Below are 26,039 nucleotides of genomic sequence, written 5' to 3' on the forward strand. Positions count from 1 at the left end.
ATGACAGCTGTCGCCAGAACGCAGGTGCTTGCATGACACTCCGTGATTCCGTCTCCCTCGCCGCCGCCGCGGACAAGGCGGCCACGCTCGTCGAAGCGTTGCCCTGGCTCGAGCAGTTCCGGGGTGCTCTCGTCGTCATCAAGTACGGCGGCAACGCGATGACCGACGACACCCTCAAGGCAGCTTTCGCGGAGGACGTCGCCTTCTTGAAGTACGCCGGTCTGCGTCCCGTCGTGGTGCATGGCGGAGGCCCGCAGATCCAGGCCATGCTCACCCGCCTCGGCCTCGAGAGTGAGTTCAAGGGCGGTCTACGGGTCACCACACCCGAGGTGATGGACGTCGTCCGCATGGTGCTCACCGGGCAGGTCTCGCGCGAACTCGTCGGCCTCATCAACAACCACGGCGCACTGGCAGTGGGTTTGTCGGGGGAGGACGCCTCACTCTTCGGTGCTCGTAAGCGCGGTGCTGTGGTCGACGGCGAGACGGTCGACATCGGCCTGGTCGGTGACGTCGAGACGGTGAATCCCGCTGCGGTACAGGACCTTCTGGACGCAGGACGTATTCCTGTCGTCTCCTCGGTCGCGCCCGATCTGGACGTCGAAGGACAAGTTCTCAACGTCAACGCCGACACCGCTGCGGCGGCGCTGGCAACCGCGCTCGGTGCTCGCAAGCTCGTCGTGCTGACCGACGTCGAGGGCATCTACGCCGACTGGCCCGACCGCGAGAGCCTGCTCAGCACGCTGCCCGTCGACGACGCGCGGGAGTTGCTCACCCGCGTCGACAGCGGCATGGTGCCCAAGCTCGAGGCCTGCATCCGGGCCATCGACGGGGGAGTGCCGCAGGCGCACGTGATCGACGGTCGGCGACCGCACTCGGTGTTGCTCGAGATCTTCACCAACGCCGGAATCGGCACCATGCTGCTTCCGAAGGAGAACGCATGACCGACAACACGACCGCAAATCAGCAGACCGCTCTTGCGCAGTACAGCGAGGAGCTCCTCCCGGTCTTCGGCGCCCCCTCGCTGGTCATCGATCGCGGCGACGGATGCTACGTCTGGGATCTGGACGGCAAGCGCTACCTGGACCTGCTGGGTGGGATCGCCGTCAACGCCGTCGGTCACAACCACCCTGACCTGGTTGCCGCCGTCTCCAAACAGGCCGGCGAGATGCTGCACGTCTCCAACTTCTTCACCAGCCCTGCCCAGGTCGCCCTGGCGCACGAACTCCTTCGGATCAGCCGGGCGCCGGAAGGATCGCGGGTGTTCTTCGCCAACTCCGGTGCGGAGGCGAACGAAGCCGCGATCAAGCTGAGCCGCCGCACCGGCCGGTCGAAGATCGTCGCGTGCGAGGGCGCTTTCCACGGGCGCACCACCGGCGCACTGGCTCTCACGCACAAAGCGGCCTATCGAGAGCCGTTCCAACCCCTGCTGCCGGACGTCGTCCACGTCCCGTTCGGCGACGCGGACGCGTTGCGTTCCGCGGTCGACGACCGGACGGCGGCAGTCTTCCTCGAGCCCATCCAGGGCGAGGCGGGGGTGCGTGTCGCCGACGACGAGTACCTCCGGGCGGCACGTGAGATCACCTCTGCCGCAGGCGCTTTGCTGATCGTCGACGAGATCCAGACCGGTGTCGGACGAACCGGTGACTGGCTTGCGCATCAAAGATCGAGCATCGTCCCGGACGCCGTGACCTTCGCCAAGGGTCTCGGCGGTGGCGTCCCGATCGGTGCGATGGTCACGTTCGGTGCCGAGGTCTCGGCCCTGCTCCAACCCGGCCAACACGGCACCACCTTCGGCGGAAACCCACTGGCCTGCGCCGCTGGACTGGCGGTCATCGATGTCATCGAGCGGGACGATCTGCTGGACAACGCCCGCACGCTCGGCGAGTGGTTCGCGGCCGCTGTCGACGATCTGGATGACGAGCGCGTCGCCGGCGTCCGCGGGCGCGGACTGCTGCTCGCCGTGGAGTTACGCGATGAGTTGTCCGCCGACGTCGTGACGGCCGCCCGGAACGCAGGCTTCATCGTGAACGCCGTTGCGCCGAACGCCATTCGTCTTGCTCCGCCGCTGATCATTGCCCAGGAGCAGTTGCAGACCTTCGTCGACGCCCTGCCCACCCTCATCACGGAGGCCACCTCATGACGCGTCACTTCCTACGTGACGACGACCTCACCCCGGCCGAACAGGCGCGGGTGCTCGACCTCGCCGCGCAGATGAAGGCCGATCGCACCGCCCGGCAACCGCTGGCCGGTCCGCAGGCAGTGGCGATCATCTTCGACAAGCCGACGTTGCGCACGCAGTTGTCCTTCAGTACCGGGGTCGCCGAACTCGGCGGCTTCCCGACGGTGGTCGACGGAAACCTGGCGCAGATCGGCACCCGGGAGTCGGTGGCGGACGTGGCACGCGTCCTTGGCCGCCAGGTGTCGCTCATCGTATGGCGCACCTTCGGTCAGGACCGGATCGAGGAGATGGCGCAGTTCGCGGGTGTGCCGGTGGTCAACGCTCTCACCGACGACTTCCACCCCTGTCAGATCCTCGCCGACCTGCTGACCATCAAGGAGCACAAGGCAGACCTCGCCGGCCTCACCATCACGTACGTCGGCGACGGCGCGAACAACATGGCGCATTCCTACCTCCTCGGCGGGTCACTCGCCGGCATGCACGTGCGGATCGGCACCCCGGGTTCGCACCGTCCGCAGCCGGCAGTCCTCGAGCGAGCGCAGGAGATTGCTGCGGACACCGGCGGTTCGGTTGCGGTGGGCGACGATCCGATCACCGCTGTCCGGGGGGCCGACGTCGTCATCACCGACACCTGGGTCTCGATGGGCAAAGAGACCGAGGCACAGACGCGCAAGGGCGTCGAGAGTCCCTTCGCGAGGTTCGCGCTCGACGAGACACTCCTCGGGCACGCTGCCGCGGACGCGATCGTGATGCACTGCCTGCCCGCCTACCGCGGTTTCGAGATCTCGGCCGACGTCATCGACGGGCCGCGCTCGGTGGTCTGGGATGAGGCCGAGAACCGCTTGCACGCCCAGAAGGCACTCATGGCCTTCCTGCTGGAGCAGTCGTCATGATCACCGGCACGCGTGCCTCACGGCACCGCGCCATTGCGGATGTGCTCGCTCGCGAGGAAGTCCAATCCCAGACACAACTGTCGGAAATCCTTGCCGCACAGGGATTTTCAGTGACTCAGGCGACGTTGTCCCGCGATCTCGACGACCTCGGAGCGGTCAAGCTCCGTAAGGGTGGACAACTGGTGTACGCCGTCGCCGCCGAGGGCGGCGACGGCACCGCGGTGGCCACCCTCGCCGAGCCGGAGGGTCGACTACGACGCATGTGCGCTGATCTCTTGGTGTCGGCCGATCAGTCCGAGAACCTCGTCGTTCTCAAGACGCCGCCGGGCGGCGCCAGTCTGCTCGCGTCGGCCATCGACCACGCGCGTCCACGGGACGTCGTCGGAACCATCGCCGGGGATGACACGATCATGGTGATCGCCGGAAACAAGCAAGCGGCCCCGCAGGTCCGCGACTACTTCATCCAACTCGCACAAGGGCAGGCATGACGAACGAAGTACCGAGCAACGACCGCGTGAGTCTGTGGGGAGGCCGGTTCGCCGGGGGGCCGGCCGACGCGCTCGCCGCACTGTCGAAGTCCACCCACTTCGACTGGCGACTGGCCGCCTACGACATCGCCGGGTCCAAGGCTCACGCGCGTGTGTTGCACTCGGCCGGACTGCTCGACGATGCGCAGCGCGACGGGATGATCGCCGCACTCGACCGGTTGCTCGATGACGTCCGCACCGGCGCTTTCGAACCCGCAGTCGACGACGAGGACGTCCACACCGCTCTCGAACGCGGGCTCATCGAGCGTGCCGGCGACGACCTCGGCGGACGCCTGCGTGCCGGCCGGAGCCGCAACGACCAGGTCGCCACCCTCTTCCGGATGTACCTGCGCGATCATGCCCGTGTCGTCAGCGCTCTCGTCCTCGACGTGGTGGACGCGCTCATCGGGCAGGCCGAACGACACCACGGTGTCGCCATGCCGGGTCGCACCCATCTGCAGCACGCGCAGCCGGTGCTGCTGTCGCACCACCTGCTCGCGCACGCCTGGGCATTGTTGCGGGATGTGCAGAGGTTCGCCGACTGGGACAAGCGCGCCGACGAATCGCCCTATGGTTCGGGCGCGCTCGCCGGCTCCAGCCTCGGCCTCGACCCACGTGCGGTGGCTGCCGACCTCGGGTTCAGCAGGGCGGCGATGAACTCCATCGACGCAACTGCGAGCCGTGACTTCGTCGCCGAGTTCGCCTTCGTGTCCGCGATGACCGCGGTGGACATCTCCCGGATCGCCGAGGAGGTCGTGCTCTGGGCGACCAAGGAGTTCTCGTTCATCACGCTGGACGACTCCTACTCGACCGGGTCGAGCATCATGCCGCAGAAGAAGAACCCCGATGTCGCCGAACTCGCGCGTGGCAAGGCCGGACGTCTGGTCGGCGATCTCACCGGTCTGATGACCACCTTGAAGGCACTCCCGCTCGCGTACAACCGCGACCTGCAGGAGGACAAGGAACCGGTGTTCGACGCGGTCGACACCCTGGAGGTGCTCCTTCCTGCATTCGCAGGCATGGTGGACACGATGGTGTTCGACACCGACCGGCTCGAAGCGCTCGCCCCGCAGGGCTCCGCGCTTGCGACCGACATCGCGGAATGGTTGGTGCGGGAAGGCACGCCCTTCCGGGTCGCGCACGAAATGGCGGGGGAGTGCGTCCGCGTCTGCGAGTCCCAGGACAAGGAACTGTGGGATCTCACGGACGACGAACTGACCGCGATCAATCCGGCGCTCACTCCCGCGGTGCGCGAGGTGCTGACCGTGCCCGGATCGCTCGGGTCGCGCAACTCCCAGGGTGGCACCGCTCCGGAGCGCGTCGAGGAGCAGCGCGAAGCATCCAAGATCGTTGCGGCACAGGCTCGTTCGTGGTCACAGCAGCGGGTCGTGAAGGCCTGACAGAGTGGTCCGCGACGCTCTCGAACCCTGCGGTGCCGGGCTGCGTCCCCGCGCCGACGCGCCGGTCACGCAGGTGGCGCACGACGTCCTCGGCTGCCTGATTTCGCACGCCGGAGTCACCGTCCGCATCACCGAGGCCGAGGCGTACGCCGGCAGTGACGACCCCGGTGCGCACACCTTTCGGGGTCGCACCGCGCGCAATGCGTCGATGTTCGGCCCGGTCGGGCACGCGTACGTGTACTTCACCTACGGGATGCACCACGCGCTGAACCTCGTGTGCGGACCGGAGGGCACCGGCCACGGGGTGCTGATCCGTGCGGGCGAGGTCGTGGACGGTGTCGATCTGGCTCGATCGCGACGTGGCGGGGTGTCGGATCGCGACCTGGCCCGGGGCCCCGGACGCCTGGCGCAGGCGCTCGCGCTCGACCGGACGCACGACGGAATGTCCATGGAGGGTTCCGCGCCGGACCTGCTGCTCGTCCCTGCAACGGTCCCGAAATGTACTTCGAGCGGGCCACGAGTGGGTGTCAGCGGACCGGGAGGCGACGGTGAGTTGTTCCCATGGCGCTTCTGGATCACCGAGGACCCGTACGTCTCCGCGTATCGGCCGGCGAAACCGAGTCGCAGGCCGGCCCGGCCGTAAGGCAGGCTTTGACCACGATCAACGACGCACGGAGCCTGCGTGCGGTAGAAAGGGAGGACGGACACGTGAGCAACATCTTCGACGAGTTGCAGTGGCGGGGCCTGGTGGCGCAGACCACCGACGAGGCCGCGCTGCGGGAAGCGCTCGAGGGGAAGCTCACCGTGTATTGCGGTTTCGACCCGACGGCTCCGTCCCTCCACTTCGGCAACCTGGTCCAGTTGATGCAGCTTCGCCGGCTGCAGCAGGCGGGCCATCGCGTGATCTGCCTCGTCGGTGGTTCGACCGGTCTGATCGGTGACCCGAAGCCGGACAGCGAGCGGGTGTTACGCACGAAGGATCAGGTCGCCGATGCGGTGGCCTCGATCCGCGCGCAAGCCGAGTCATTCCTCGACTTCGACGGTGACAACCCGGCCACCATGGTCAACAACCTGGACTGGACCGAGGGCATCAGTGCCCTGGACTTCCTGCGCGACTACGGCAAGTACTTCCGGGTGAACGCGATGATCAAGAAGGACGCGGTCTCGGCGCGGCTGAATTCGGACACGGGTATCAGCTACACCGAGTTCAGCTACCAGATCCTGCAGGGGCTGGACTACTTGCATCTGTACCGCGCCCACGGATGCACGCTGCAGGTCGGGGGCTCCGATCAGTGGGGCAACCTGATCGCCGGCGTGGACCTGGTGCGACTGGCCGACTCCGCGCATGTGCACGCGTTGACCTCGCCGCTGCTGACGGACTCGACCGGACGCAAGTACGGGAAGTCGGAGGGCAACGCCATCTGGCTGAACCCGGAGATGACCTCGCCGTACGCCTTCTACCAGTACTTCGTCAACGTCGAGGACTCCGAAGTGGTGAAGCTGCTGAAGGTGTTCAGCGACTTCGGTCCCGAGGAGATCTCGGAGTACGAACGCCAGGTGGCGGACGAACCGTTCAAACGCGCGGCCCAGCGGGCACTCGCGTCAGCTGCGACCACCCTGGTGCACGGCGCCGATGCGACCGAGGCGGTTCAGGCTGCGTCCGAAGCGTTGTTCGGCAAGGGAGACATCACCGCTCTGGACGCCAGCACCCTGCGTGATGCGACCACCGAGCTCCCTGGCGGCGAGGTGGCGGTCGGGACAGGCATCGTCGAGGCATTGATCGCCGTCGGGATCGCTGACAGCCGCAACGCGGCGCGCCGGCTGATCGGTGACGGTGGCATCTCGGTCAACAACGACAAGATCACCGATGTCGAGGCAAGCCTGACCGAGAACGACTTCCTGCACGGCCAGGTGGCCGTCATCAAGCGAGGTCGCAAGCACCAGGCGGCTGCGCGGCTACCCCAGAATTCCGCTTAGTTCCGGGCGTTCGTCACGGTCGGGGAGGGTGTGGCGCAGGTCGCACCCTCCCCGATTTGGCATCACGCGGGGATCGGCGTAATGTTCTCCGAGTCGCCCGGCGAGGGAACGGACAAGCCGCAAGGCAAGGCCGGATCCGCAAGGCGAAACCACCGCTCTCGGAGCTCGAAATCGGAAGAAAAGCCGATTTGAAAGCGAAGAAAGGCGGTGATAACCTGAAGAGGTTGCCCCGGAAAGTGCGGCTGAGAAGCCGAACCAAGGTGAGCGATCGTTTCTTGAGAACTCAACAGCGTGTCGAGTGATTGATGCCAAATGTTTGTTTGGTTGAGATTGTACTCAGTAGCATTTTTTATGAATGCTCTTGATCAATTTCGGCCAGGATAGTTTTTCTGTTTTTTTACGGAGAGTTTGATCCTGGCTCAGGACGAACGCTGGCGGCGTGCTTAACACATGCAAGTCGAACGATGAAGCTCCAGCTTGCTGGGGTGGATTAGTGGCGAACGGGTGAGTAACACGTGAGTAACCTGCCCTTCACTCTGGGATAAGCCTTGGAAACGAGGTCTAATACTGGATATTCATACATGGTCGCATGGTTGTGTGTGGAAAGATTTTTTGGTGGGGGATGGACTCGCGGCCTATCAGCTTGTTGGTGAGGTAGTGGCTCACCAAGGCTTTGACGGGTAGCCGGCCTGAGAGGGTGACCGGCCACACTGGGACTGAGACACGGCCCAGACTCCTACGGGAGGCAGCAGTGGGGAATATTGCACAATGGGCGAAAGCCTGATGCAGCGACGCCGCGTGAGGGATGACGGCCTTCGGGTTGTAAACCTCTTTCAGTAGGGACGAAGCGAGAGTGACGGTACCTGCAGAAGAAGCACCGGCTAACTACGTGCCAGCAGCCGCGGTAATACGTAGGGTGCGAGCGTTGTCCGGAATTATTGGGCGTAAAGAGCTTGTAGGCGGTTTGTCGCGTCTGCTGTGAAAGACCGGGGCTTAACTCCGGTTCTGCAGTGGGTACGGGCAGGCTAGAGTATGGTAGGGGAGACTGGAATTCCTGGTGTAGCGGTGAAATGCGCAGATATCAGGAGGAACACCGATGGCGAAGGCAGGTCTCTGGGCCATTACTGACGCTGAGAAGCGAAAGCATGGGGAGCGAACAGGATTAGATACCCTGGTAGTCCATGCCGTAAACGTTGGGCGCTAGGTGTGGGACTCATTCCACGAGTTCCGTGCCGCAGCTAACGCATTAAGCGCCCCGCCTGGGGAGTACGGCCGCAAGGCTAAAACTCAAAGGAATTGACGGGGGCCCGCACAAGCGGCGGAGCATGCGGATTAATTCGATGCAACGCGAAGAACCTTACCAAGGCTTGACATACACCGGAAGCATGCAGAGATGTGTGTGCCTTTTGGCTGGTGTACAGGTGGTGCATGGTTGTCGTCAGCTCGTGTCGTGAGATGTTGGGTTAAGTCCCGCAACGAGCGCAACCCTCGTTCCATGTTGCCAGCACGTGATGGTGGGGACTCATGGGAGACTGCCGGGGTCAACTCGGAGGAAGGTGGGGATGACGTCAAATCATCATGCCCCTTATGTCTTGGGCTTCACGCATGCTACAATGGCTGGTACAGAGGGCTGCGATACCGTGAGGTGGAGCGAATCCCTTAAAACCGGTCTCAGTTCGGATTGGGGTCTGCAACTCGACCCCATGAAGTTGGAGTCGCTAGTAATCGCAGATCAGCAGTGCTGCGGTGAATACGTTCCCGGGCCTTGTACACACCGCCCGTCAAGTCACGAAAGTCGGTAACACCCGAAGCCGGTGGCCTAACCCTTGTGGGGGGAGCCGTCGAAGGTGGGATTGGCGATTGGGACTAAGTCGTAACAAGGTAGCCGTACCGGAAGGTGCGGCTGGATCACCTCCTTTCTAAGGAGCGACAGTGGCCTTTCATCACCGCGTGTGTGGTGGGGTCCTGCTCAAGGGTGGAACATCAATCATGGTGCCCGTGACCGGGTGGCTGTCTCGACCGAGTACGAGCCGGTGGTTCGGCTGATGTGAGTGATCACGGATGCTGGGCTGGGGTTGTGGAAAGGTGTTCGGGGTGGTTGCTGGGTGTGGGGTGTCGGCACGTTGTTGGGTCCTGAAGAAACGATCTTCGGCGACTGGTACAGCTCCTTGGTGGGTTGTGGTGGTGGTTGGGGTTGTTTTTTCTGGGTTGGCAGGCTGTTCGCCGGCTGCACTGAATGATCTGGGCTTGTGGGTCTGGGTTGGTGTGGGTGGTGGTGGTGCTGTGTGTTGTTTGAGAATTGCATAGTGGACGCGAAGCATCTGTAGTGCTCTGTGAAGTTTTTTTGTGTAAGTTTTTAAGAGCGTACGGTGGATGCCTTGGCACCAGGAACCGATGAAGGACGTAGGAATCTGCGATAAGCCTCGGGGAGTCGATAACCAGACTGTGATCCGAGGATTTCCGAATGGGGGAACCCCGCACCATTCATGTGGTGTGACCCATACCTGAACTCATAGGGTATGTGGAGGGAACGTGGGGAAGTGAAACATCTCAGTACCCACAGGAAGAGAAAACAAGAGTGATTCCGTGAGTAGTGGCGAGCGAAAGCGGATGAGGCTAAACCGCGGTTGTGTGATACCTGTCAGGGGTTGCAGTCGTGGGGTTGTGGGATCGTTCTTACCAATGCTGACATGTTGGTGGGCAGTTAGAAATGGCGCGTGTAGGCGAAACATCTTGAATGGTGTACCGGAGAGGGTGTAAGTCCTGTAGCCGAAACATGTGTCACTGTCTTGGACGTGTTCCCAAGTAGCACCGGGCCCGTGAAATCCGGTGTGAATCTGGCAGGACCACCTGCTAAGCCTAAATATTCCCTGGTGACCGATAGCGGACTAGTACCGTGAGGGAAAGGTGAAAAGTACCCCGGGAGGGAGTGAAATAGTACCTGAAACCGTGCGCTTACAATCCGTCAGAGCCTCCTTGTTGGGGTGATGGCGTGCCTTTTGAAGAATGAGCCTGCGAGTTAGTGCTCAGTGGCGAGGTTAACCCGGGTGGGGTAGCCGTAGCGAAAGCGAGTCCGAAGAGGGCGTTTTTAGTCGCTGGGTCTAGACCCGAAGCGGAGTGATCTACCCATGGCCAGGTTGAAGCGACGGTAAGACGTCGTGGAGGACCGAACCCACTTAGGTTGAAAACTGAGGGGATGAGCTGTGGGTAGGGGTGAAAGGCCAATCAAACTCCGTGATAGCTGGTTCTCCCCGAAATGCATTTAGGTGCAGCGTCACGTGTTTCTTGCCGGAGGTAGAGCTACTGGATGGCTGATGGGCCTCACCAGGTTACTGACGTCAGCCAAACTCCGAATGCCGGTAAGTGAGAGCGTGGCAGTGAGACTGTGGGGGATAAGCTTCATAGTCGAGAGGGAAACAGCCCAGATCACCAGCTAAGGTCCCTAAGCGTGTGCTAAGTGGAAAAGGATGTGGAGTTGCTGTGACAACCAGGAGGTTGGCTTAGAAGCAGCCACCCTTTAAAGAGTGCGTAATAGCTCACTGGTCAAGTGATTCCGCGCCGACAATGTAGCGGGGCTCAAGCACACCACCGAAGCTGTGGCAATCACACGACACCCTGATTTCAAGCCTTGTGTTTGTGGTCCAGGGGTGTGGTTGGGTAGGGGAGCGTCGTGTGGGCAGTGAAGCGCCGGAGTGATCCAGGTGTGGAGGCCACACGAGTGAGAATGCAGGCATGAGTAGCGAATGACGGGTGAGAAACCCGTCCGCCGAATAACCAAGGGTTCCAGGGTCAAGCTAATCTGCCCTGGGTAAGTCGGGACCTAAGGCGAGGCCGACAGGCGTAGTCGATGGACATCCGGTTGATATTCCGGAACCGGCGAAGGACCGCCCATATCGAACCAAGGGATGCTAACCACCCGAACCATCATGTTCGTACGCCTTCGGGTGTGCGTGTTGGTGGGGAGCGTGGGACCCGATCTTGTAGTAGGTAAGCGAGGGAGTGACGCAGGAAGGTAGCCTCCGCGGGGCGATGGTTGTCCCCGTCTAAGACTGTAGGCCGACTGGTAGGCAAATCCGCCAGTCATTCAGGCTGAGAGTTGATAGTGACCACATATGTGGGAAGTAGGGTGATCCTATGCTGCCGAGAAAAACTTCTAGCGAGGTTCGAGCCGCCCGTACCCTAAACCGACTCAGGTGGTTAGGTAGAGAATACTAAGGCGATCGAGTGAATCGTGGTTAAGGAATTCGGCAAAATGCCCCCGTAACTTCGGGAGAAGGGGGGCCCAATCCTTGAAGTGACTTGCTCACTAGGGGTGAGGGCCGCAGAGACCAGGGAGAAGCGACTGTTTACTAAAAACACAGGTCCGTGCGAAGAAGTAATTCGATGTATACGGACTGACGCCTGCCCGGTGCTGGAACGTTAAGGGGACCGGTTAGCCTTTGGGCGAAGCTGAGAACTTAAGCGCCAGTAAACGGCGGTGGTAACTATAACCATCCTAAGGTAGCGAAATTCCTTGTCGGGTAAGTTCCGACCTGCACGAATGGCGTAACGACTTCTCCACTGTCTCAACCGCGAACTCGGCGAAATTGCACTACGAGTAAAGATGCTCGTTACGCGCAGCAGGACGGAAAGACCCCGGGACCTTTACTACAGCTTGGTATTGGTGTTCGGTACGGCTTGTGTAGGATAGGTGGGAGACTGTGAAGCATGCACGCCAGTGTGTGTGGAGTCAACGTTGAAATACCACTCTGGTCGTTCTGGGCTCCTAACCTCGGTCCGTGATCCGGATCAGGGACAGTGCCTGGTGGGTAGTTTAACTGGGGCGGTTGCCTCCTAAAAGGTAACGGAGGCGCCCAAAGGTTCCCTCAGCCTGGTTGGCAATCAGGTTTTGAGTGTAAGTGCACAAGGGAGCTTGACTGTGAGACAGACATGTCGAGCAGAGACGAAAGTCGGGACTAGTGACCCGGCGGTGGCTTGTGGAAGCGCCGTCGCTCAACGGATAAAAGGTACCCCGGGGATAACAGGCTGATCTTGCCCAAGAGCTCATATCGACGGCATGGTTTGGCACCTCGATGTCGGCTCGTCGCATCCTGGGGCTGGAGTAGGTCCCAAGGGTTGGGCTGTTCGCCCATTAAAGCGGTACGCGAGCTGGGTTTAGAACGTCGTGAGACAGTTCGGTCCCTATCCGCTGTGCGCGTAGGAAACTTGAGAAGACCTGTCCCTAGTACGAGAGGACCGGGATGGACGAACCTCTGGTGTGTCAGTTGTTCCGCCAGGAGCACCGCTGATTAGCTACGTTCGGAAGTGATAACCGCTGAAAGCATCTAAGCGGGAAGCACGCTTCAAGATGAGGTTTCCATGCCCCTTTGTGGGTGAGAGGCTCCCAGTAGACGACTGGGTTGATAGGCCGGACGTGGAAGCACAGTAATGTGTGTAGCTGACCGGTACTAATAAGCCGATAACTTACTCAAACCCTTCACAACAAAGAGGGTTCCTGCAGTTCATGCTTTAGCGTCCACTATGCGATATCTGAAACAACACGCAACAAACCTGTTGGCGTCATAGTTTCATAGTGTTACGGCGGTCATAGCGAAGTGGGAAACGCCCGGTCACATTCCGAACCCGGAAGCTAAGCCCTTCAGCGCCGATGGTACTGCACTCGGTAGGGTGTGGGAGAGTAGGACACCGCCGGACTTCACCTCAATTGGAGGGTTGTCCCCGTAATGGGTCACAGACCTGTCGGGGACGACCCTCCAATTTTTTGTATGCGCGTGGGACACTGATCAGCACGCCTGTACCCGATGAATGATCTCGATCCGAGGAGACGTAGTGGCTGACGAGCGACCCGAGAAGGACGACCAGCAGGGCGAAGGCCGGTCGGCGCGGTGGTCCCGAGCCGGCGGTTCCGATCGAGGATCCGATCGGGCGGAAAGCAGTCGCTCGGAAGGACGCGGACGGCGCGATGACAACCGCGCCGGTTCCCGTGGTTCTGGTGGTGGCTCCGGTTTCGGTCCTCGACGCGACGACCGTGGCGACAACCGTGGCGGCGATCGCCGGGATGACCGTCGTGACCAGGGGCGCGGCGACTATCAGCGTGACGATCGAGGCGCGAGCCGTGGGGGCGATCGACGCGATGACCGCGGCGGCCGGCGGCCCGGATCCGAGCGCCGCGACGACCGCGGATCGCGCGGCGGGTACCAGCAGCGCGAAAACCGAGGCGGCTCAGGGGACAGCGGACGTTTCGAGCGCCGGGATGACCGTCGCTCCGACGGCGGCCGGGATGACCGTCGCGACCTGGGCCGAGGTGGCTACCAGCGCGACGACCGGGGCGGTGCCGGTGGCGGCGGACGGTTCGAGCGTCGTGATGACCGTAGTGCTCAGGGGCGTGCTGGATACCAGCGGGACGATCGACGCCAGAGTCGCGACGTAGATCGACGCGATGACCGACGTGATGACCGACGTGATGACCGTGGCGGAGAGCGGCGTGGATTCGAGCGTCGCGAGGACCGCGGGTCGCGAGGTGGCTCCGACTTCAGGAAGCAGAGTGAGGGTCGCAGCTACGGCCGGCGCGATGATCGTCGTGATGAACGACAGGGCGACCGCCGTCGGGATGACCGCGGTGGCTCCCAGCGCAGTGGCGATGCTGCCGCACGTTCGTTCGGCGGCGGTCCCCGCAGAGACGATCGCCCGTTCCGCGATGGTGCTCGCCGCGACTCGCGTCCGGACGACCGCCGGGGCGGACGAGGCAACGACCGCCGCGATGACAGACGCGACAACCGCCGTGACGACCGCGAGCAGCGTCCGGAGGAAGCACGTCCCGAGGGAGGCCCGCGCAGTTGGGACCGTGGCCTCGACGATCAAGCTCGTCGTGACCGCCGTCGGGAGCCGGCCCTGCCTGAAGGCGTGACCGGTAAGGAACTCGACCGCAGTGTGTGGCAACAACTGCGAACGCTCACCGTGGAGAACGCCGAAGGAGTCGCCGCTCACCTTGCGGCGACGGCGATCGTGCTCGACGACGACCCCGACAAGGCACTCGACCACGCCGAACATGCTGCCCGCCGCGCCGGACGGGTGCCTGCCGTCCGTGAGGCCCTGGGTCTGGTCCGTTACCGGCGGGGTGAGTTCACCGACGCACTACGGGAGTTCAAGACAGCGCGTCGGCTGTCCGGGTCGGACCACCTGTTGCCGTACATGGTCGACTGCGAGCGTGGACTCGGCCGGTTCGATCGGGCGCTCGACCTCGCGGCTTCGCCCGAGGCCAAGCGACTGGCTCAGGACGACGCCATCGAACTCGCGATCGTGGTCTCCGGTGTGCGTCGTGACATGGGTCAGCCGGACGCCGCGCTGATCGGACTGCGAATTCCCGCACTCGACAAGGCCGGTCGTCAGCCGTGGGCCGCCCGCTTGCTCTACGCGTACGCCGAGGCACTTCTGGCTGGCGGCGACGAAGAGCAAGCACGTGAGTACTTCTCGCGCGCCGCCACTGCCGACGAAGACGGCTTGACCGACGCAGATGAACGCCTCGCGGAACTGGACGGCATCGAGCTGGTCGATCTCCTCGGAGACGACGGGGACAACGACGAACTGCCGGAGTCGGACGACGACGAACTGCCGGAGTCGGACGACCCCGCTCACGCGGACGGCTCCGATCCGGTGTCCGGTCGCGAGGACTGATTTCCACAGCCCCTTCGACGTCCCGCGCTTGTCCACACGACAGGTGCGGGACGTTTGTTTTCTCCCTCCGGCCGGCGATCGTCTGGTCATCAGGAGAGGAGGCTGGACATGCCAGCACAGAAGGCGACGCCGAATTCGGCCGAGAAGACCACTCGAGGTGCCGCCAAGGGACTACAGCCCTCGGTGACAGCCGTCAACGAGGTTCGAATCGTGGGCACCGTGCAAAGCGACCCGCAGGTTCGTCAGATGCCGAGCGGGGACGAACTCGTCGTCCTGCGGGTGTCGGTGGAGCGACCGGCTTCGGCACGACGCTCGAGTAGAAGCCCCAGGTATGACGTCTTCGAGGTCAACTGTTTCACCGCGTCGACACGCAAAGCTGCGTGCAGATTGCGCGAAGGCCAAGCCGTCGAGGTGCTGGGAGCGATGCGCCGCCGCGTCCGCCGGGTCGACGCCGGCGCGATGGTGCGGATGGAACTGGAGGCGATGCGGGTGCGTACCGGTCGTTCCATCATGACCGGGTGAGGCGACAATGACCGAATGACGAGCTTGCGGGACTCCTACGATGCCTTGGTCTTCGATCTCGATGGGGTGATCTATCGCGGCCCCGAACCGGTAGCGCACGCGATCACAGCGGTGGAGGCGGCCCGCTCCGCCGGCCTGAAGGTGGCCTACGCGACGAACAATGCCTCCCGACCACCGGCACAGGTCGCTGAGCACCTCCGCGATCTCGGCCTCACCCTCGACGACGACGCGGTCGTCAACAGTTCCATGGCGGGTGCAGCTTTCCTGGCTCAGGAGATCGAGCAGGATTCGCTTGTTCTGGCGGTCGGCGGTGAGGGGGTCCGGATCGCCCTGGTGGACAAGGGATTCGAGGTGGCGACTGGTCATCCGAAGAAGCGACCGGCTGCGGTGCTGCAGGGTTACGGTCCGCAGGTCACGGCCCAGGATCTCGCCGACGCGGCGTACGCGATCCAGGGCGGTGCGCGTTGGGTGGCGACGAACACCGACCTGACTCTGCCCACGGCTCTGGGTACGGCACCGGGTAACGGATCGCTCGTGGCCGCGGTGCGTGCTGCCGTCGACCGCGATCCCGACGTCGTGGGTAAACCGGGGCCGCTGATGTACACGATGGCAGCCGAGATACTCGGTGTGGCGCCCGAGAAAACCCTCGGGGTCGGTGACCGGTTGGAGACCGACGTCGCCGGCGCGGCAGCAGCCGGGATGGACTGCCTCCACGTGCTCACGGGAGTGCACGGACCGGCCGACCTGATCGCCGCTCCGACCGAGCTTCGACCGCGCTTCGTCGCTGAAGACCTTCGCGCCCTCGACCAGAATTACACCGAACCGCAACAGGATTCGGGCAGTTGGAGCATCGGCTCGGCGCGTGCCCGCCTCGATGACGATGCTTCGGGGCCGAGGCTAAGAATCGAAGGAACCGACGATTCGCAGGAGCGGCTACGCCTTGCGTTGGCCGTTCTCTGGAAGGCTGTCGACACGGGTCGGATCGACTCGGCGAAGGCAGTGAACTGCTGGGTAACGAGCAAGTAGTCTGGTACGAAGACTTTCCCCGATCAGGAGTGGCCATGGCTCTCGACAGCGTGCGTGCAGCACTGCAAATCCTTTCCGGCGCAGGCGAACTGACCCGTGCCAAGGCGATGGAGGCGGCGCAGACCCTCGTCAGCGCAACCGGGATGGACAAGCCGGTCGGTCAGGTTTCGGCACTCGCCGACGAACTGATCGCAGCCGCCGCTGCGAACCGTGAACTGATCCGCCAGACAGTCCAGGCAGAGATCAGCGGCCAGCTCGAGAAGGTCGGTTTGTCGACCCTCTCCGAGCTCGGTAACGCCCAGCAGGAGATCGACCGCCTGAGCAAGGAGGTCCGCTCGTTGCGTTCAGGCCTGGCAGGAGGCACCGCGACCCTTGCCGGTCTTGCCACCACCGGGGCTCGCAGTGCCGCGCGGGTCGTGCCCGGTCGTGGTCCGAAGACCGAGAAGCCGACTGTTGCCCCCGATCCCGTTCCCTCGCGTTCGGCCACGGCTGAGGCAACGAAGAGGGCTACGCCCTCGCGTGCTGCCGTCCGTAAGGCTGCAACGACCTCGGCCACCGCGAAGGTGGCTCCGGCGAAGAAGAGCACCACGAAGTCCTCCCCGTCGAAGTCCACCCCGTCGACGGCGTCCTCGGCGAACAAGACCGCTGCGGCGAAGTCTGCTCCGGCGGCGAAGAAGAGCACCGCGAAGTCCGCCACGACGAAGGCGACCGGCACGGTCAAGACGACGGCGGCGTCGAAGTCGGCTTCGGCCAAGGAGCCGGCTACCAAGTCTGCAGCTGCGAAGACCGCGTCGAAATCGACTCCGACCAAGACCACCGCCGCGGCCAAGAAGACGGCGGCGAAGACGGCCGCCAAGGCGAGCCCGGCGAAGAAGGCGTCCACCACCGAGTCGACTCCGGCGAAGGCCACCGCGACCAAGAAGACGGCGACGAAGAAGTCCGCCGCGAAGAAGTCGGCCAGCACATCGACCCCGGCGAAGACGAGCACCACGAAGTCCACCCCGTCGAAGTCCACCCCGTCGAATAAGACCGCGTCGAAGTCGACGCCGGCCAAGAAGACGACGACCACGTCGAAGTCGACGCCGGCCAAGAAGTCGACGCCGGCCAAGAAGACGACGACCACGTCGAAGTCGACGCCGGCCAAAAAAACGACGACCACGGCATCGACCACCGAGGCGAGCCCGAGCAAGACTGCGTCGTCGCCGTCCGGCACCACGACGAAGTCGGCTGCCACCAGCGAGACGGCAGCGGCTACGCCCACCAAGACGGCAGCGACTACGCCCACGTCCGACACGGCGAAGAGCACGACACCGAAGCCGTCGGCACCTGCTCAGGCTCCGTCTACCGCCACGAAGGACGAGACCCGTCCGAGCGCGACCGAGACCACGGTGGGTGTCGAGTCGGCCGGGGTGACCCCCGCCGCGCCGGCAACCCCGTCCTCGGTGGCCACGCCGTCGACCGCGGTTGTGGAGCAGGACGCACCGACCACCACCGAGTCCGCGGCAGCGCCGGCGAAGTCGACGGCCGAGTCCGTGGAGCCGGCGAAGGTGGCCGAGTCCACCTCGCAGGCCGACGAGGCTCCGGCAGTGAACACCGACGCGCAGACCGAGCAGTCCACCAAGCCCGCGGATGTCTGAACCGACGGTTCCCGAGCCCGGCCCGGTTGCGCCCGCCGCAGAGCGTGGCGCGACCGAGGTCGAGGCGGCGATGTCCGCAGTTCGTGAGCTGCCGAGTCCCTCATCAACTGCCGAGTACAGCGAAGCCGACGACGTACGGATCGACCTCGATCAGCAGATCGCGACGTTGAGTTCGGCGCACGACACCCTGCGGCGACAGCTGTCGAGCATCGAGCGGTGAACCGCCGGTGAGCGACGCCGAACGCGTCGACCAGGCGCTCGTGTCCCGCGGGCTTGCTCGATCGCGCGCTGTGGCAAGGGAGTTCGTTCTGGCCGGACGAGTCCACGCCGACGGTGACCTGATCACGAAACCGTCGGTGAAGGTGGACGAATCCGTCGAACTGGGTGTGAGCGGCGAGATCGATCCCTGGGTCGGCCGCGCCGCTCACAAGCTGCTCGGCGCGCTCGACACCTTCGCCCTCGACCCCTCCGGGCGACGCGCCATCGATGTCGGCGCATCGACGGGTGGGTTCACCCAGGTGTTGCTGTCACGCGGCGCTGTGCAGGTCGAAGCCGTCGATGTCGGTCATGACCAGTTGGCGACGGTGGTGCGTGACGACGAACGGGTCAACGACCACAGTGGGGTGAGCGTCCGCGGGCTCGACCCGGCGACGATCGGAGGTCCCGCCGACCTCGTTGTCACCGATCTCAGCTTCATCTCCTTGACCTTGGTCCTCGCTGACCTCGCGCGACTGATGACGCACGACGGTGAGCTGATCGCCTTGGTGAAACCGCAGTTCGAGGTCGGTCGCGAACGGCTCGGCCACGGCGGGGTGGTCCGATCCGCCGGCGAACGCGCTCGCGCCGTCCGCGAAGTACTCATGGCAACCGACCGGGCCGGACTGCACGTGTGTGGCCTGGCTCGCAGCGCGGTCGCCGGCACCGGTGGAAACCACGAGTACCTGCTGTGGGCGAGGCGGTCCACGGAAGGCAAGATGGACGAGGCCGCACAGGCGGCCTTCGTGACCACTATCGAGCAGGAGACCGCATGACCCGCCGCGTCCTGCTGAGCGGGCACCCCGGTCGCGAGCAGGCCCGACAGACAGCTTGCGAACTGGTCGAGGAGCTCGCAGTTCACGACATCGAGATCACCGGCGACGAGGAGGAGCTTCGCGCGTTCGGTGTGCTCGACCGACCGAACGTGGTGCCGCAGACCGGCTTGCCCGGCGAGGGTTGTGAGCTCGCCGTCGTGCTCGGTGGTGATGGCACGATCCTGCGCAGCGCGGAGACCGTGCGAGCTGCCGGCACGCCGCTGCTCGGGATCAACCTGGGACATGTCGGTTTCCTCGCCGAGGCCGAGCGCGACAACATCCACGAGACCGTCGAGCGGATCGTGTCACGGTCATGGACGGTCGAGGAGCGCGAAACCCTCGAAGTCGACGTGACGGTGAACGGAGAAGTCGTCTGGAACAGTTGGGCGCTCAACGAAGCATCGGTCGAGAAGGCTTCCCGGGAGCGAATGATCGAACTGGTCATCGAGATCGACGGTCGACCCTTGTCGACCTGGGGCTGCGACGGTGTCGTCATCAGTACCCCCACCGGTTCCACGGCTTACGCATTCTCGGCCGGGGGTCCGGTGGTCTGGCCTGGCGTGGAAGCGCTTCTGCTGTGCCCGATCTCGGCGCACGCTCTGTTCGCCCGTCCGCTTGTGCTGAGCCATGACGTCCGTGTCGCTGTGGAGATGGTCGCCGGTTCGCCGGGCCGCGCGGTCGTCTGGTGCGACGGTCGGCGTAGTTTCGACCTCCCCGAGGGTGCACGGATAGCGGTGCGGCGCAGCCTAGTTCCGGTGCGCCTGGCTCGCTTGGCCGAGGCCCCGTTCACCGACCGTCTGGTGGCCAAGTTCGATCTTTCCGTGCACGGTTGGCGTGGCGCGCGCGAGGTGCGTTGATGCTCAAGGAGATTCGCATCCGCGACTTGGGTGTGATCGATGATGCGACGCTGCGTTTCGCGCCCGGCCTGAATGTGCTCACCGGTGAGACCGGTGCCGGCAAGACGATGGTCGTCCAAGGGCTCGGCCTGCTGCTCGGCGGACGCGCGACTGCAGCCCTGGTGCGCGAAGGCGCTTCCTCCGCGGTCGTCGAAGGGGTGCTCGAACTTCCCGCGGAACATGCCGCTGTCGAACGCGCGCTGGAAGCCGGCGGAGAGGTCGACCAGGGAGAACTACTGCTTGCTCGATCGGTGGCCGACGGTGGCCGCTCGCGAGCATGGGTGGGCGGCCGCAACGCACCCGTGGGAGTGCTCGGTGAGATCGGCGAACTCGTCGTCGCCGTGCACGGACAATCCGATCAATGGCGCCTGCAGCGCCCCGACCAGCACCGCGCAGTGCTGGACGACTTCGGTGGCGCGCCGCTGCGTAAGGCTGGCGATCGGTACGCGACCGTGTACCTCGGACGTCAACAGGTACGTCGCGAACTGAACGAACTGACCACCAAGGCGCGCGACCGGGCGATGCGCCTCGACCAATTGACGACGGCGCTGGAGGAGATCGAGTCCGTCGACCCGCAACCGGGGGAGGACGTCGCCCTCGCTGAGGAATCGTCGCGTCTGGAGCACCTGGACGCCCTGATGCTCGCCGCCGGCGGCGCTCACGAAGCGATCAGTGGCAGCGACGACCTGGACGACCGCAGCGCCCTGACCCTGCTCGGCCAGGCATCCGCGTCCCTCGCGCGCGGCATCGAACATGACGCGGTCCTGCGCGATCTGCGCGTCCGGCTCGACGACCTCAGCGTCCAGCTCACCGATCTCGCGGCCGACATTCAGGGGTATGTACAGAACCTCGACGCAGACCCGGCCCGTGTGGAGCAGGTGCAACAACGTCGCGCTGCCCTCAACACGTTGCTGCGCAAGTACGGACGTTCGGTCGACGAAGTGCTGGCGTGGTCCGCGCAGGCGGCGCAGGAGAGCAACGATCTGGCGTCCTCGGACGAGCGGATCGAGGACCTGACCTTGAGGTCGAAGGCGCTGGAGAACGAACTCGCCGAAGCGGCAAGGGAACTCAGCTCCCAGCGCAGCAAAGCCGCGGTCAAGCTCGGCAAAGAGGTGTCCGCCGAACTTGCGCATCTCGCGATGGGTTCGGCGAAGGTGAGCGTGCAGGTCACCGCGAAGCCGGGGGAGTACAGCTCCAGCGGTATCGACGACGTCGAGATCCAACTCGCCGCGAACAAGGGCGCAAAGCCACGCGCGGTGTCCAAGGCGGCATCCGGTGGTGAGCTTTCGCGGGTCATGTTGGCGATCGAGGTCGTGACCGCAGCCGGAGGAGTGCCGACCTTCATCTTCGACGAGGTCGACGCAGGCGTCGGCGGTTCCGCGGCGCTCGACATCGGGGCGCGGCTCAAGGCGCTGGCCCAGCACGCTCAGGTCATCGTGGTCACCCATCTGGGGCAGGTGGCTGCGTACGCCGACCAGCACCTGGTTGTGCACAAGCAGGACGACGGACACGTGACCGTCAGCGACGTCGCGGTCGTCGAGGGTGACCGCCGCCGGCGTGAACTGGCCCGCATGCTGGGCGGTGTCAGCGACAGCCCAGCCGCGTTGGCGCACGTCGATGATCTCCTCGCCCAGGTGGCCACCTCCCGGGCTTCGAGCCGTTGACCTGGCACGATGTGCGGGTGAGGAACCCACTCCAGCGGTCTGACGCGGCCCCGGAACGCACCGGTGGCCGGGTGCAGGTGGACCCTCGCACGAAGGACCTCACCAAGCGGCTGCGGCCGGGCGACATCGCCGTCATCAACCACGCTGACATCGACAAGGTGAGTGCCGAGGCGCTGGTCGCGTGCCGGCCGAGTGCCGTCGTGAACGCGGCGAAGTCGTCCACCGGTCGTTACCCGAACGTCGGACCGGGGATCCTGGTCGACGCCGGTATCCCGTTGCTCGACGGTGTCGGTGAAGCAGTGATGACGGCGGCCACCGAAGGCAGCACCGGACGCCTGGTCGATGACACGTTCATGGTCGACGACGAGACGATCGCCTCCGGCACACTGATGACTCCTGAGATCGTCGAGCAGGCGATGCAGGAGGCCCGCGAGGGCCTGTCCGAGCAGATCGTGGCGTTCGCCGGCAACACGATGGAGTACCTCGAGCAGGAGCGTGACCTGCTGCTGAACGGCATCGGTCTGCCCGACATCCGCACCGACATGGACGGCAAACCGGTGCTGATCGTCGTCCGTGGCTACCACTACAAGGAGGATCTGGCGATCCTCAAGCCATACATCCGCGACTTCAGACCGGTGCTCATCGGAGTCGACGGTGGCGCCGACGCGATCCTGGAGGCCGGCCACAAGCCCGACATGATCGTCGGCGACATGGACTCGGTCAGTGATCAAGCACTGCGCAGCGGCGCCGAGCTTGTCGTGCACGCCTACCGCGACGGACGCGCTCCGGGCCTTTCCCGGGTCGAGGAGCTCGGCATCGACGACGCCGTGGTGTTCCCGGCGACCGGCACCAGCGAGGACATCGCGATGCTCATCGCCGATGACGCCGGCGCCGATCTCATCGTCGCCGTCGGTACCCACGCCACCCTGGTCGAGTTCCTGGACAAGGGTCGTGCCGGTATGGCCAGCACCTTTCTGACCCGGCTGCGGGTCGGCAGCAAACTGGTCGACGCGAAGGGCGTGAGCAGGTTGTATCGCTCCAGCATCGGCTGGCCGTCCTTGGCTGTGCTCGTCGTCGCGGGACTGATCGCGCTGCTGGTCGCGATGTTGTCGACCCCTGCGGGACAAGCGTTCTACCAGATCATCGGTGCGCGCTGGGACACCTTCTACTCCTGGCTCGAGGGGCTCTTTCAGTGATTGATTTCCGGTATCACGTCGTGTCGTTGGTCGCGGTCTTCCTCGCGCTCGCGACCGGCATCATCATCGGCGGGTTCTCTTTGCGCGGCGAGGTGGCCGACCAGCTCAACGGCCAGGTGGTGTCGCTGCGCAAGGACAAGGCCGAGCTGCAGAACCAGGTCAATCAGGGCAACGCGTCCAGCAAGAAGCGCGACGACGGAGTGGCGCAACTCGCACCGAGTCTGCTGGCAGGCAAGCTCACCGGACGGCAGGTCGCGATCGTGGTGCTTCCCGGGGTCGATGACAGCCTGGTCACCAAGGTCCGCAGGACGGTGACCGACAGTGACGGGAAGGTCGCCACGACCGTCACTCTCGACGACAAGTGGACCGGATCCGATTACGCCGACTCGGCCACGATGCGTGACTACGCCGCGAAGGTGGCTCTCGACCCGAGGTCGGTGAAGGCCGACCGGCTCGGTGGAGCTGTGTTGGCGCGCGCGCTGACGCGCGGGGACGCCGGTGCGCGAGGTGTCCTCGACAAGCTCGCCGACAGCGATGCCACCACGGTCGAACCGTCCGACGGTCCGGCAGCGTCCGCGATCGTCGTGGTGTGGCCGGGAATGGTGGACAAGGACGGCCAGGCGAAGCGGTGGGCCGCCGTGGTCTCCGGCCTCGGCATCTCGGTCGATGCCGTGGTCGGGGTGTCCAGCGGCTCCGCGTCCACCAACGACGGCCTGTCCCCGGATGCCCTTATGACCCGGTTGCGCGACACCCCTGATGTCGTCTCGGTGATGAGCACCGTCGACAACGGCTCGCTCGCCATCGGTCAGGTCGCCGTCGGGCTCTGCCTGCGCGACGAACTCGCCGGCAGGTCGGGGCAGTACGGCATGGGCCGGGATGCGTCGGCGATGATGCCGCAGGTGGAGCCGTCCGCCGAGGCGCAGTGATGGCTTCGACCGCTACCTGCGTTCGCTCGGCCGTGTTTTCCGCAGCGCTCACGGGTGGTACGCGTTCGCTGCTGCACCGTCTTCCCGCCGTCCGAGAACGCCTGTCGCGCAAGAACTTCCGTGGCGACGACGTCACACTGATCGAAGGCCCGGCGATCATCGCGGGCCTGTCCGGCGCGGCGATGGTCGATCCGGTGCTGGCACTCGTCGCGGTGGGATCGGGTGCGTTCGGTCTCGTGGACGATGTGGCCGGGTCGGCCGACAGGCGCGGGTTGAAGGGGCATGTCGCCGGGCTGCTGCACGGCGAGGTCACCACCGGCGCCCTGAAGATCCTCGGCATCGGCGGCACCGCCGTCCTCGCCGCCTTGCTGATGGACCGTGGCCGACTGCGTCCGATCGGGACACCGGCAGCCGCCGTCCTCATCGCCGGTTCGGCGAACCTGATGAACCTGTTCGACCTACGGCCCGGACGAGCGCTCAAGGTCGCGCTACTCGCCGACCTTCCCTTGCTGTTCATCGACCCGGAGCTCGCGGTCGTGCCGATCACGTCAGGGGCCGTCGTCGCGCGGCATGACTTCGCCGGTCACTCGATGATGGGCGACACCGGCAGCAACCCCTTGGGCGCCGTGCTGGGTGCTGCCTGGGCACGACACCTCGGAACGCGCGGCCGGCTCGTGGCCGCTGCCGGCGTCGTCGCGTTGATGTTGAGTTCGGAGAAGGTCAGCTTCTCCCGGGTGATCGATGCCCACCCGGTGCTGCACGCGATCGATCAGTGGGGCAGATCGACGTGAGTCCGCGGCGGACCGGGACGCTTCTCGGTGCTGCAGGTGCGATCGCGGCCGTCACCCTGGCCAGCCGGATCACCGGGTTCGGACGCTGGTTGGTGTTCTCCAAGGAGATCGGTGGTAGCTGCGTCGGCCAGGCGTACGCCACCGCGAACCAACTGCCCAACGTCCTCTACGAGGTCACTGCCGGTGGGGCGCTCGCGGCGGTGGTGGTGCCGCTGGTGGCGTCCGCGGTCGAGAGAGGCGATCGCGATCAGGCCGATCGCATCTCGTCGGCGCTGCTGACCTGGGCCGTCGTGGTTCTGCTGCCTCTCGCCGTTTTGTTGGGGCTGCTCGCCGGTCCGATCGCATCGGCCCTCGCCGGCGGAGCGGGTACTCGATGCGAGGGCACGCTGTCGAACCTCACCGCGACGATGCTGGTGGTCTTCGCGCCACAGGTGCTGCTCTACGGAGTCGGCATCGTGCTGGCGGGAGTACTGCAGGCGCACCGACGCTTCGTCGCGGCAGCGGTCGCACCGCTGTTGTCCAGCCTGGTCGTGATCGCCGCCTACCTGGTCTACGGTGCGGCCGGTGACCCGAACAGGTACGAAGCCCGACCCGGCGTCGTGCTGGGGACGGACGACGGCGTCCGCTGGATCCTTGCCGGAGGCACCACTCTCGGCGTCGTGATGCTCAGCCTGCCGCTGCTGATCCCGATACTGCGAGCGGGTATTCGGCTCCGGCCCACAGTGCGATTCCCCGAAGGTGTCGCTGCCCGGGCCCGGCAATTGGCGGGTGCGGGGATGATCGCTCTCGTGGCCCAACAAATTGCCGTGCTTGCCACTATCGCCCTGGCCAACGACCGTGGCGACACCGGTGCCGTCAACGTCTACAACTACGTCCAGGCGCTCTACCTCCTGCCGTACGCGCTGCTCGCGGTGCCGATCGCCACCGCCGCGTTTCCGCGACTCAGCGGCACCGAAGGGTCGTCCGTGCTGCGCCGAGTGCTGCCACTCGTCGGGGCGGCGGCGATCCTCGGTGCCGCTGCTCTGATCGCGGTCTCCGGTCCGGCCGGGGCCTTCTTCGAAGCGCTCGACGCCCGGCCGGCCTCGGTGCGTGCGCTCACGCCCGCGCTCGCCGCGTACGCGCCAGGACTGGTCGGGTTCAGCCTGATCGCTCTGCTCAGCCGTGCACTCTACGCGCGCGGCGCGGCTGTGGCGGCGGGGATGGCGGTGGGTATCGGCTGGCTCGTCGCGGGCGTCCTGCCGTTCGCATTCCTGCACGGCGTGCACCTGGATTCCGCGCGTACCCTCGTCGTACTCGGGCTGTGCTCGTCCCTGGGGATGACCGCGGCCGCCGCAGCTCTCGTGGCGTTGGTCCGGCGTGACTGGCCGGACCTTGAGCTCGCAACGACGATCCGATCATGGGTCCGGGCGTTTCTCGCCGGGTTGTTGTCCGCCCTCGCCGGCTTGGGCCTCGGACGTCTGTGCGCAGGACTGACCGACACCCTGGCCGGGGCGACTGCGGTCAGTGTGCTGGTCGGACTGGTGGCCATGGCCACGTTCGTGGGAGCCATGTGGACGATCGACCGGCCGACCATGCGCGGCTGGGTCGGTGCGTTGGGCCGCGCAGGAGGCTCCTGAGCGTTGGCAGCGAGTCGATCGTGTGCCGGTGTCGCACCCGGTGAA

Annotated in this window: 22 protein-coding genes and 3 rRNA genes; 24 read left to right on the forward strand and 1 reads right to left on the reverse strand. The window is 64.9% G+C overall.

Annotated elements, in window-relative coordinates:
* Positions 1–32 precede the first annotated feature (32 nt).
* The 15 genes from argB (at position 33) to MF407_RS05815 (ending at position 16,198) form a co-directional block, all read left to right on the forward strand.
* Positions 33–941 carry an acetylglutamate kinase gene (argB, locus tag MF407_RS05745; RefSeq protein WP_239701717.1) on the forward strand — a complete coding sequence of 303 codons (909 nt, stop codon included), beginning with the start codon at positions 33–35 and terminating at the stop codon, positions 939–941.
* Entirely contained in the window at positions 938–2,140 is a 1,203-nt protein-coding gene (locus tag MF407_RS05750) for an acetylornithine transaminase (protein ID WP_239701718.1), read from the forward strand. The genes argB and MF407_RS05750 overlap by 4 nt, the downstream gene beginning before the upstream one ends.
* Positions 2,137–3,072, forward strand: a complete 936-nt coding sequence (argF, locus tag MF407_RS05755) for an ornithine carbamoyltransferase (protein ID WP_129626748.1) — start codon at positions 2,137–2,139, stop codon at positions 3,070–3,072. Before MF407_RS05750 ends, argF begins: the two co-directional genes overlap by 4 nt.
* The gene (gene argR, locus MF407_RS05760) at positions 3,069–3,560 is read left to right on the forward strand and encodes an arginine repressor (RefSeq protein ID WP_129626751.1); all 492 of its coding nucleotides are present in this window, start codon (positions 3,069–3,071) and stop codon (positions 3,558–3,560) included. The genes argF and argR overlap by 4 nt, the downstream gene beginning before the upstream one ends.
* Positions 3,557–4,999, forward strand: a complete 1,443-nt coding sequence (gene argH, locus MF407_RS05765) for an argininosuccinate lyase (protein ID WP_239701719.1) — start codon at positions 3,557–3,559, stop codon at positions 4,997–4,999. The genes argR and argH overlap by 4 nt, the downstream gene beginning before the upstream one ends.
* 4 nt (positions 5,000–5,003) lie before the next feature.
* Entirely contained in the window at positions 5,004–5,642 is a 639-nt protein-coding gene (locus MF407_RS05770) for a DNA-3-methyladenine glycosylase (RefSeq protein WP_239701720.1), read from the forward strand.
* 65 nt (positions 5,643–5,707) lie between these two features.
* Entirely contained in the window at positions 5,708–6,976 is a 1,269-nt protein-coding gene (gene tyrS / locus MF407_RS05775; protein ID WP_239701721.1) for a tyrosine--tRNA ligase, read from the forward strand.
* Between the two features lie 396 nt (positions 6,977–7,372).
* Positions 7,373–8,895, forward strand: a 16S ribosomal RNA gene (locus MF407_RS05780).
* A 427-nt stretch (positions 8,896–9,322) separates the two neighbouring features.
* Positions 9,323–12,447, forward strand: a 23S ribosomal RNA gene (locus MF407_RS05785).
* Between the two features lie 105 nt (positions 12,448–12,552).
* A 5S ribosomal RNA gene (gene rrf / locus MF407_RS05790) occupies positions 12,553–12,670 on the forward strand.
* Together the 16S, 23S and 5S rRNA genes form the textbook arrangement of a ribosomal RNA operon.
* 268 nt (positions 12,671–12,938) lie before the next feature.
* A complete protein-coding gene (locus tag MF407_RS05795; protein WP_170221619.1) occupies positions 12,939–13,406 on the forward strand; it encodes a hypothetical protein in 468 nt (155 codons plus the stop codon).
* 9 nt (positions 13,407–13,415) lie between these two features.
* Positions 13,416–13,883, forward strand: coding sequence for a hypothetical protein (locus tag MF407_RS05800; RefSeq protein ID WP_239701722.1), 468 nt, complete (start codon positions 13,416–13,418; stop codon positions 13,881–13,883).
* Positions 13,880–14,650: a hypothetical protein gene (locus MF407_RS05805; protein WP_239701723.1), complete on the forward strand. Its 771-nt coding sequence runs from the start codon at positions 13,880–13,882 to the stop codon at positions 14,648–14,650. Before MF407_RS05800 ends, MF407_RS05805 begins: the two co-directional genes overlap by 4 nt.
* 108 nt (positions 14,651–14,758) lie before the next feature.
* Positions 14,759–15,172: a single-stranded DNA-binding protein gene (locus tag MF407_RS05810; RefSeq protein ID WP_129624980.1), complete on the forward strand. Its 414-nt coding sequence runs from the start codon at positions 14,759–14,761 to the stop codon at positions 15,170–15,172.
* 15 nt (positions 15,173–15,187) lie between these two features.
* Positions 15,188–16,198 (forward strand): HAD-IIA family hydrolase, encoded by a 1,011-nt coding sequence (locus MF407_RS05815; RefSeq protein ID WP_239701724.1) that lies wholly within the window; start codon positions 15,188–15,190, stop codon positions 16,196–16,198.
* A gap of 160 nt (positions 16,199–16,358) precedes the next feature.
* On the opposite strand, the gene MF407_RS05820 is transcribed toward MF407_RS05815, so the two are convergent.
* On the reverse strand, positions 16,359–17,504 hold the full coding sequence (locus MF407_RS05820; protein ID WP_239701725.1) for a hypothetical protein: 1,146 nt from the start codon (positions 17,502–17,504) through the stop codon (positions 16,359–16,361).
* 82 nt (positions 17,505–17,586) lie between these two features.
* Between MF407_RS05820 and MF407_RS05825 the strand changes: the two genes are divergently transcribed.
* From MF407_RS05825 to MF407_RS05865, 9 genes are read left to right on the forward strand one after another with little or no spacing between them, the layout of a single operon-like run.
* Positions 17,587–17,835, forward strand: coding sequence for a hypothetical protein (locus tag MF407_RS05825; protein ID WP_129624983.1), 249 nt, complete (start codon positions 17,587–17,589; stop codon positions 17,833–17,835).
* Positions 17,828–18,055 carry a hypothetical protein gene (locus tag MF407_RS05830; protein WP_239701726.1) on the forward strand — a complete coding sequence of 76 codons (228 nt, stop codon included), beginning with the start codon at positions 17,828–17,830 and terminating at the stop codon, positions 18,053–18,055. Before MF407_RS05825 ends, MF407_RS05830 begins: the two co-directional genes overlap by 8 nt.
* 7 nt (positions 18,056–18,062) lie before the next feature.
* Positions 18,063–18,866 carry a TlyA family RNA methyltransferase gene (locus tag MF407_RS05835; protein WP_239701727.1) on the forward strand — a complete coding sequence of 268 codons (804 nt, stop codon included), beginning with the start codon at positions 18,063–18,065 and terminating at the stop codon, positions 18,864–18,866.
* On the forward strand, positions 18,863–19,762 hold the full coding sequence (locus MF407_RS05840; RefSeq protein ID WP_239701728.1) for an NAD kinase: 900 nt from the start codon (positions 18,863–18,865) through the stop codon (positions 19,760–19,762). Before MF407_RS05835 ends, MF407_RS05840 begins: the two co-directional genes overlap by 4 nt.
* The gene (recN, locus tag MF407_RS05845) at positions 19,762–21,465 is read left to right on the forward strand and encodes a DNA repair protein RecN (protein ID WP_141928748.1); all 1,704 of its coding nucleotides are present in this window, start codon (positions 19,762–19,764) and stop codon (positions 21,463–21,465) included. The genes MF407_RS05840 and recN overlap by 1 nt, the downstream gene beginning before the upstream one ends.
* Positions 21,466–21,482: 17 nt before the next feature.
* The gene (gene steA, locus MF407_RS05850) at positions 21,483–22,661 is read left to right on the forward strand and encodes a putative cytokinetic ring protein SteA (RefSeq protein ID WP_141928747.1); all 1,179 of its coding nucleotides are present in this window, start codon (positions 21,483–21,485) and stop codon (positions 22,659–22,661) included.
* Positions 22,658–23,587 carry a copper transporter gene (locus MF407_RS05855; RefSeq protein WP_239701729.1) on the forward strand — a complete coding sequence of 310 codons (930 nt, stop codon included), beginning with the start codon at positions 22,658–22,660 and terminating at the stop codon, positions 23,585–23,587. The genes steA and MF407_RS05855 overlap by 4 nt, the downstream gene beginning before the upstream one ends.
* A complete protein-coding gene (locus MF407_RS05860; protein ID WP_129624989.1) occupies positions 23,587–24,378 on the forward strand; it encodes a hypothetical protein in 792 nt (263 codons plus the stop codon). The genes MF407_RS05855 and MF407_RS05860 overlap by 1 nt, the downstream gene beginning before the upstream one ends.
* Positions 24,375–25,994 (forward strand): lipid II flippase MurJ, encoded by a 1,620-nt coding sequence (locus MF407_RS05865; protein WP_168990166.1) that lies wholly within the window; start codon positions 24,375–24,377, stop codon positions 25,992–25,994. Before MF407_RS05860 ends, MF407_RS05865 begins: the two co-directional genes overlap by 4 nt.
* The last annotated feature ends 45 nt before the right edge of the window (positions 25,995–26,039 follow it).

The organism is Yimella sp. NH-Cas1 (assembly GCF_022359705.1).
In the GTDB taxonomy this organism is placed as follows: domain Bacteria; phylum Actinomycetota; class Actinomycetes; order Actinomycetales; family Dermatophilaceae; genus Yimella; species Yimella lutea.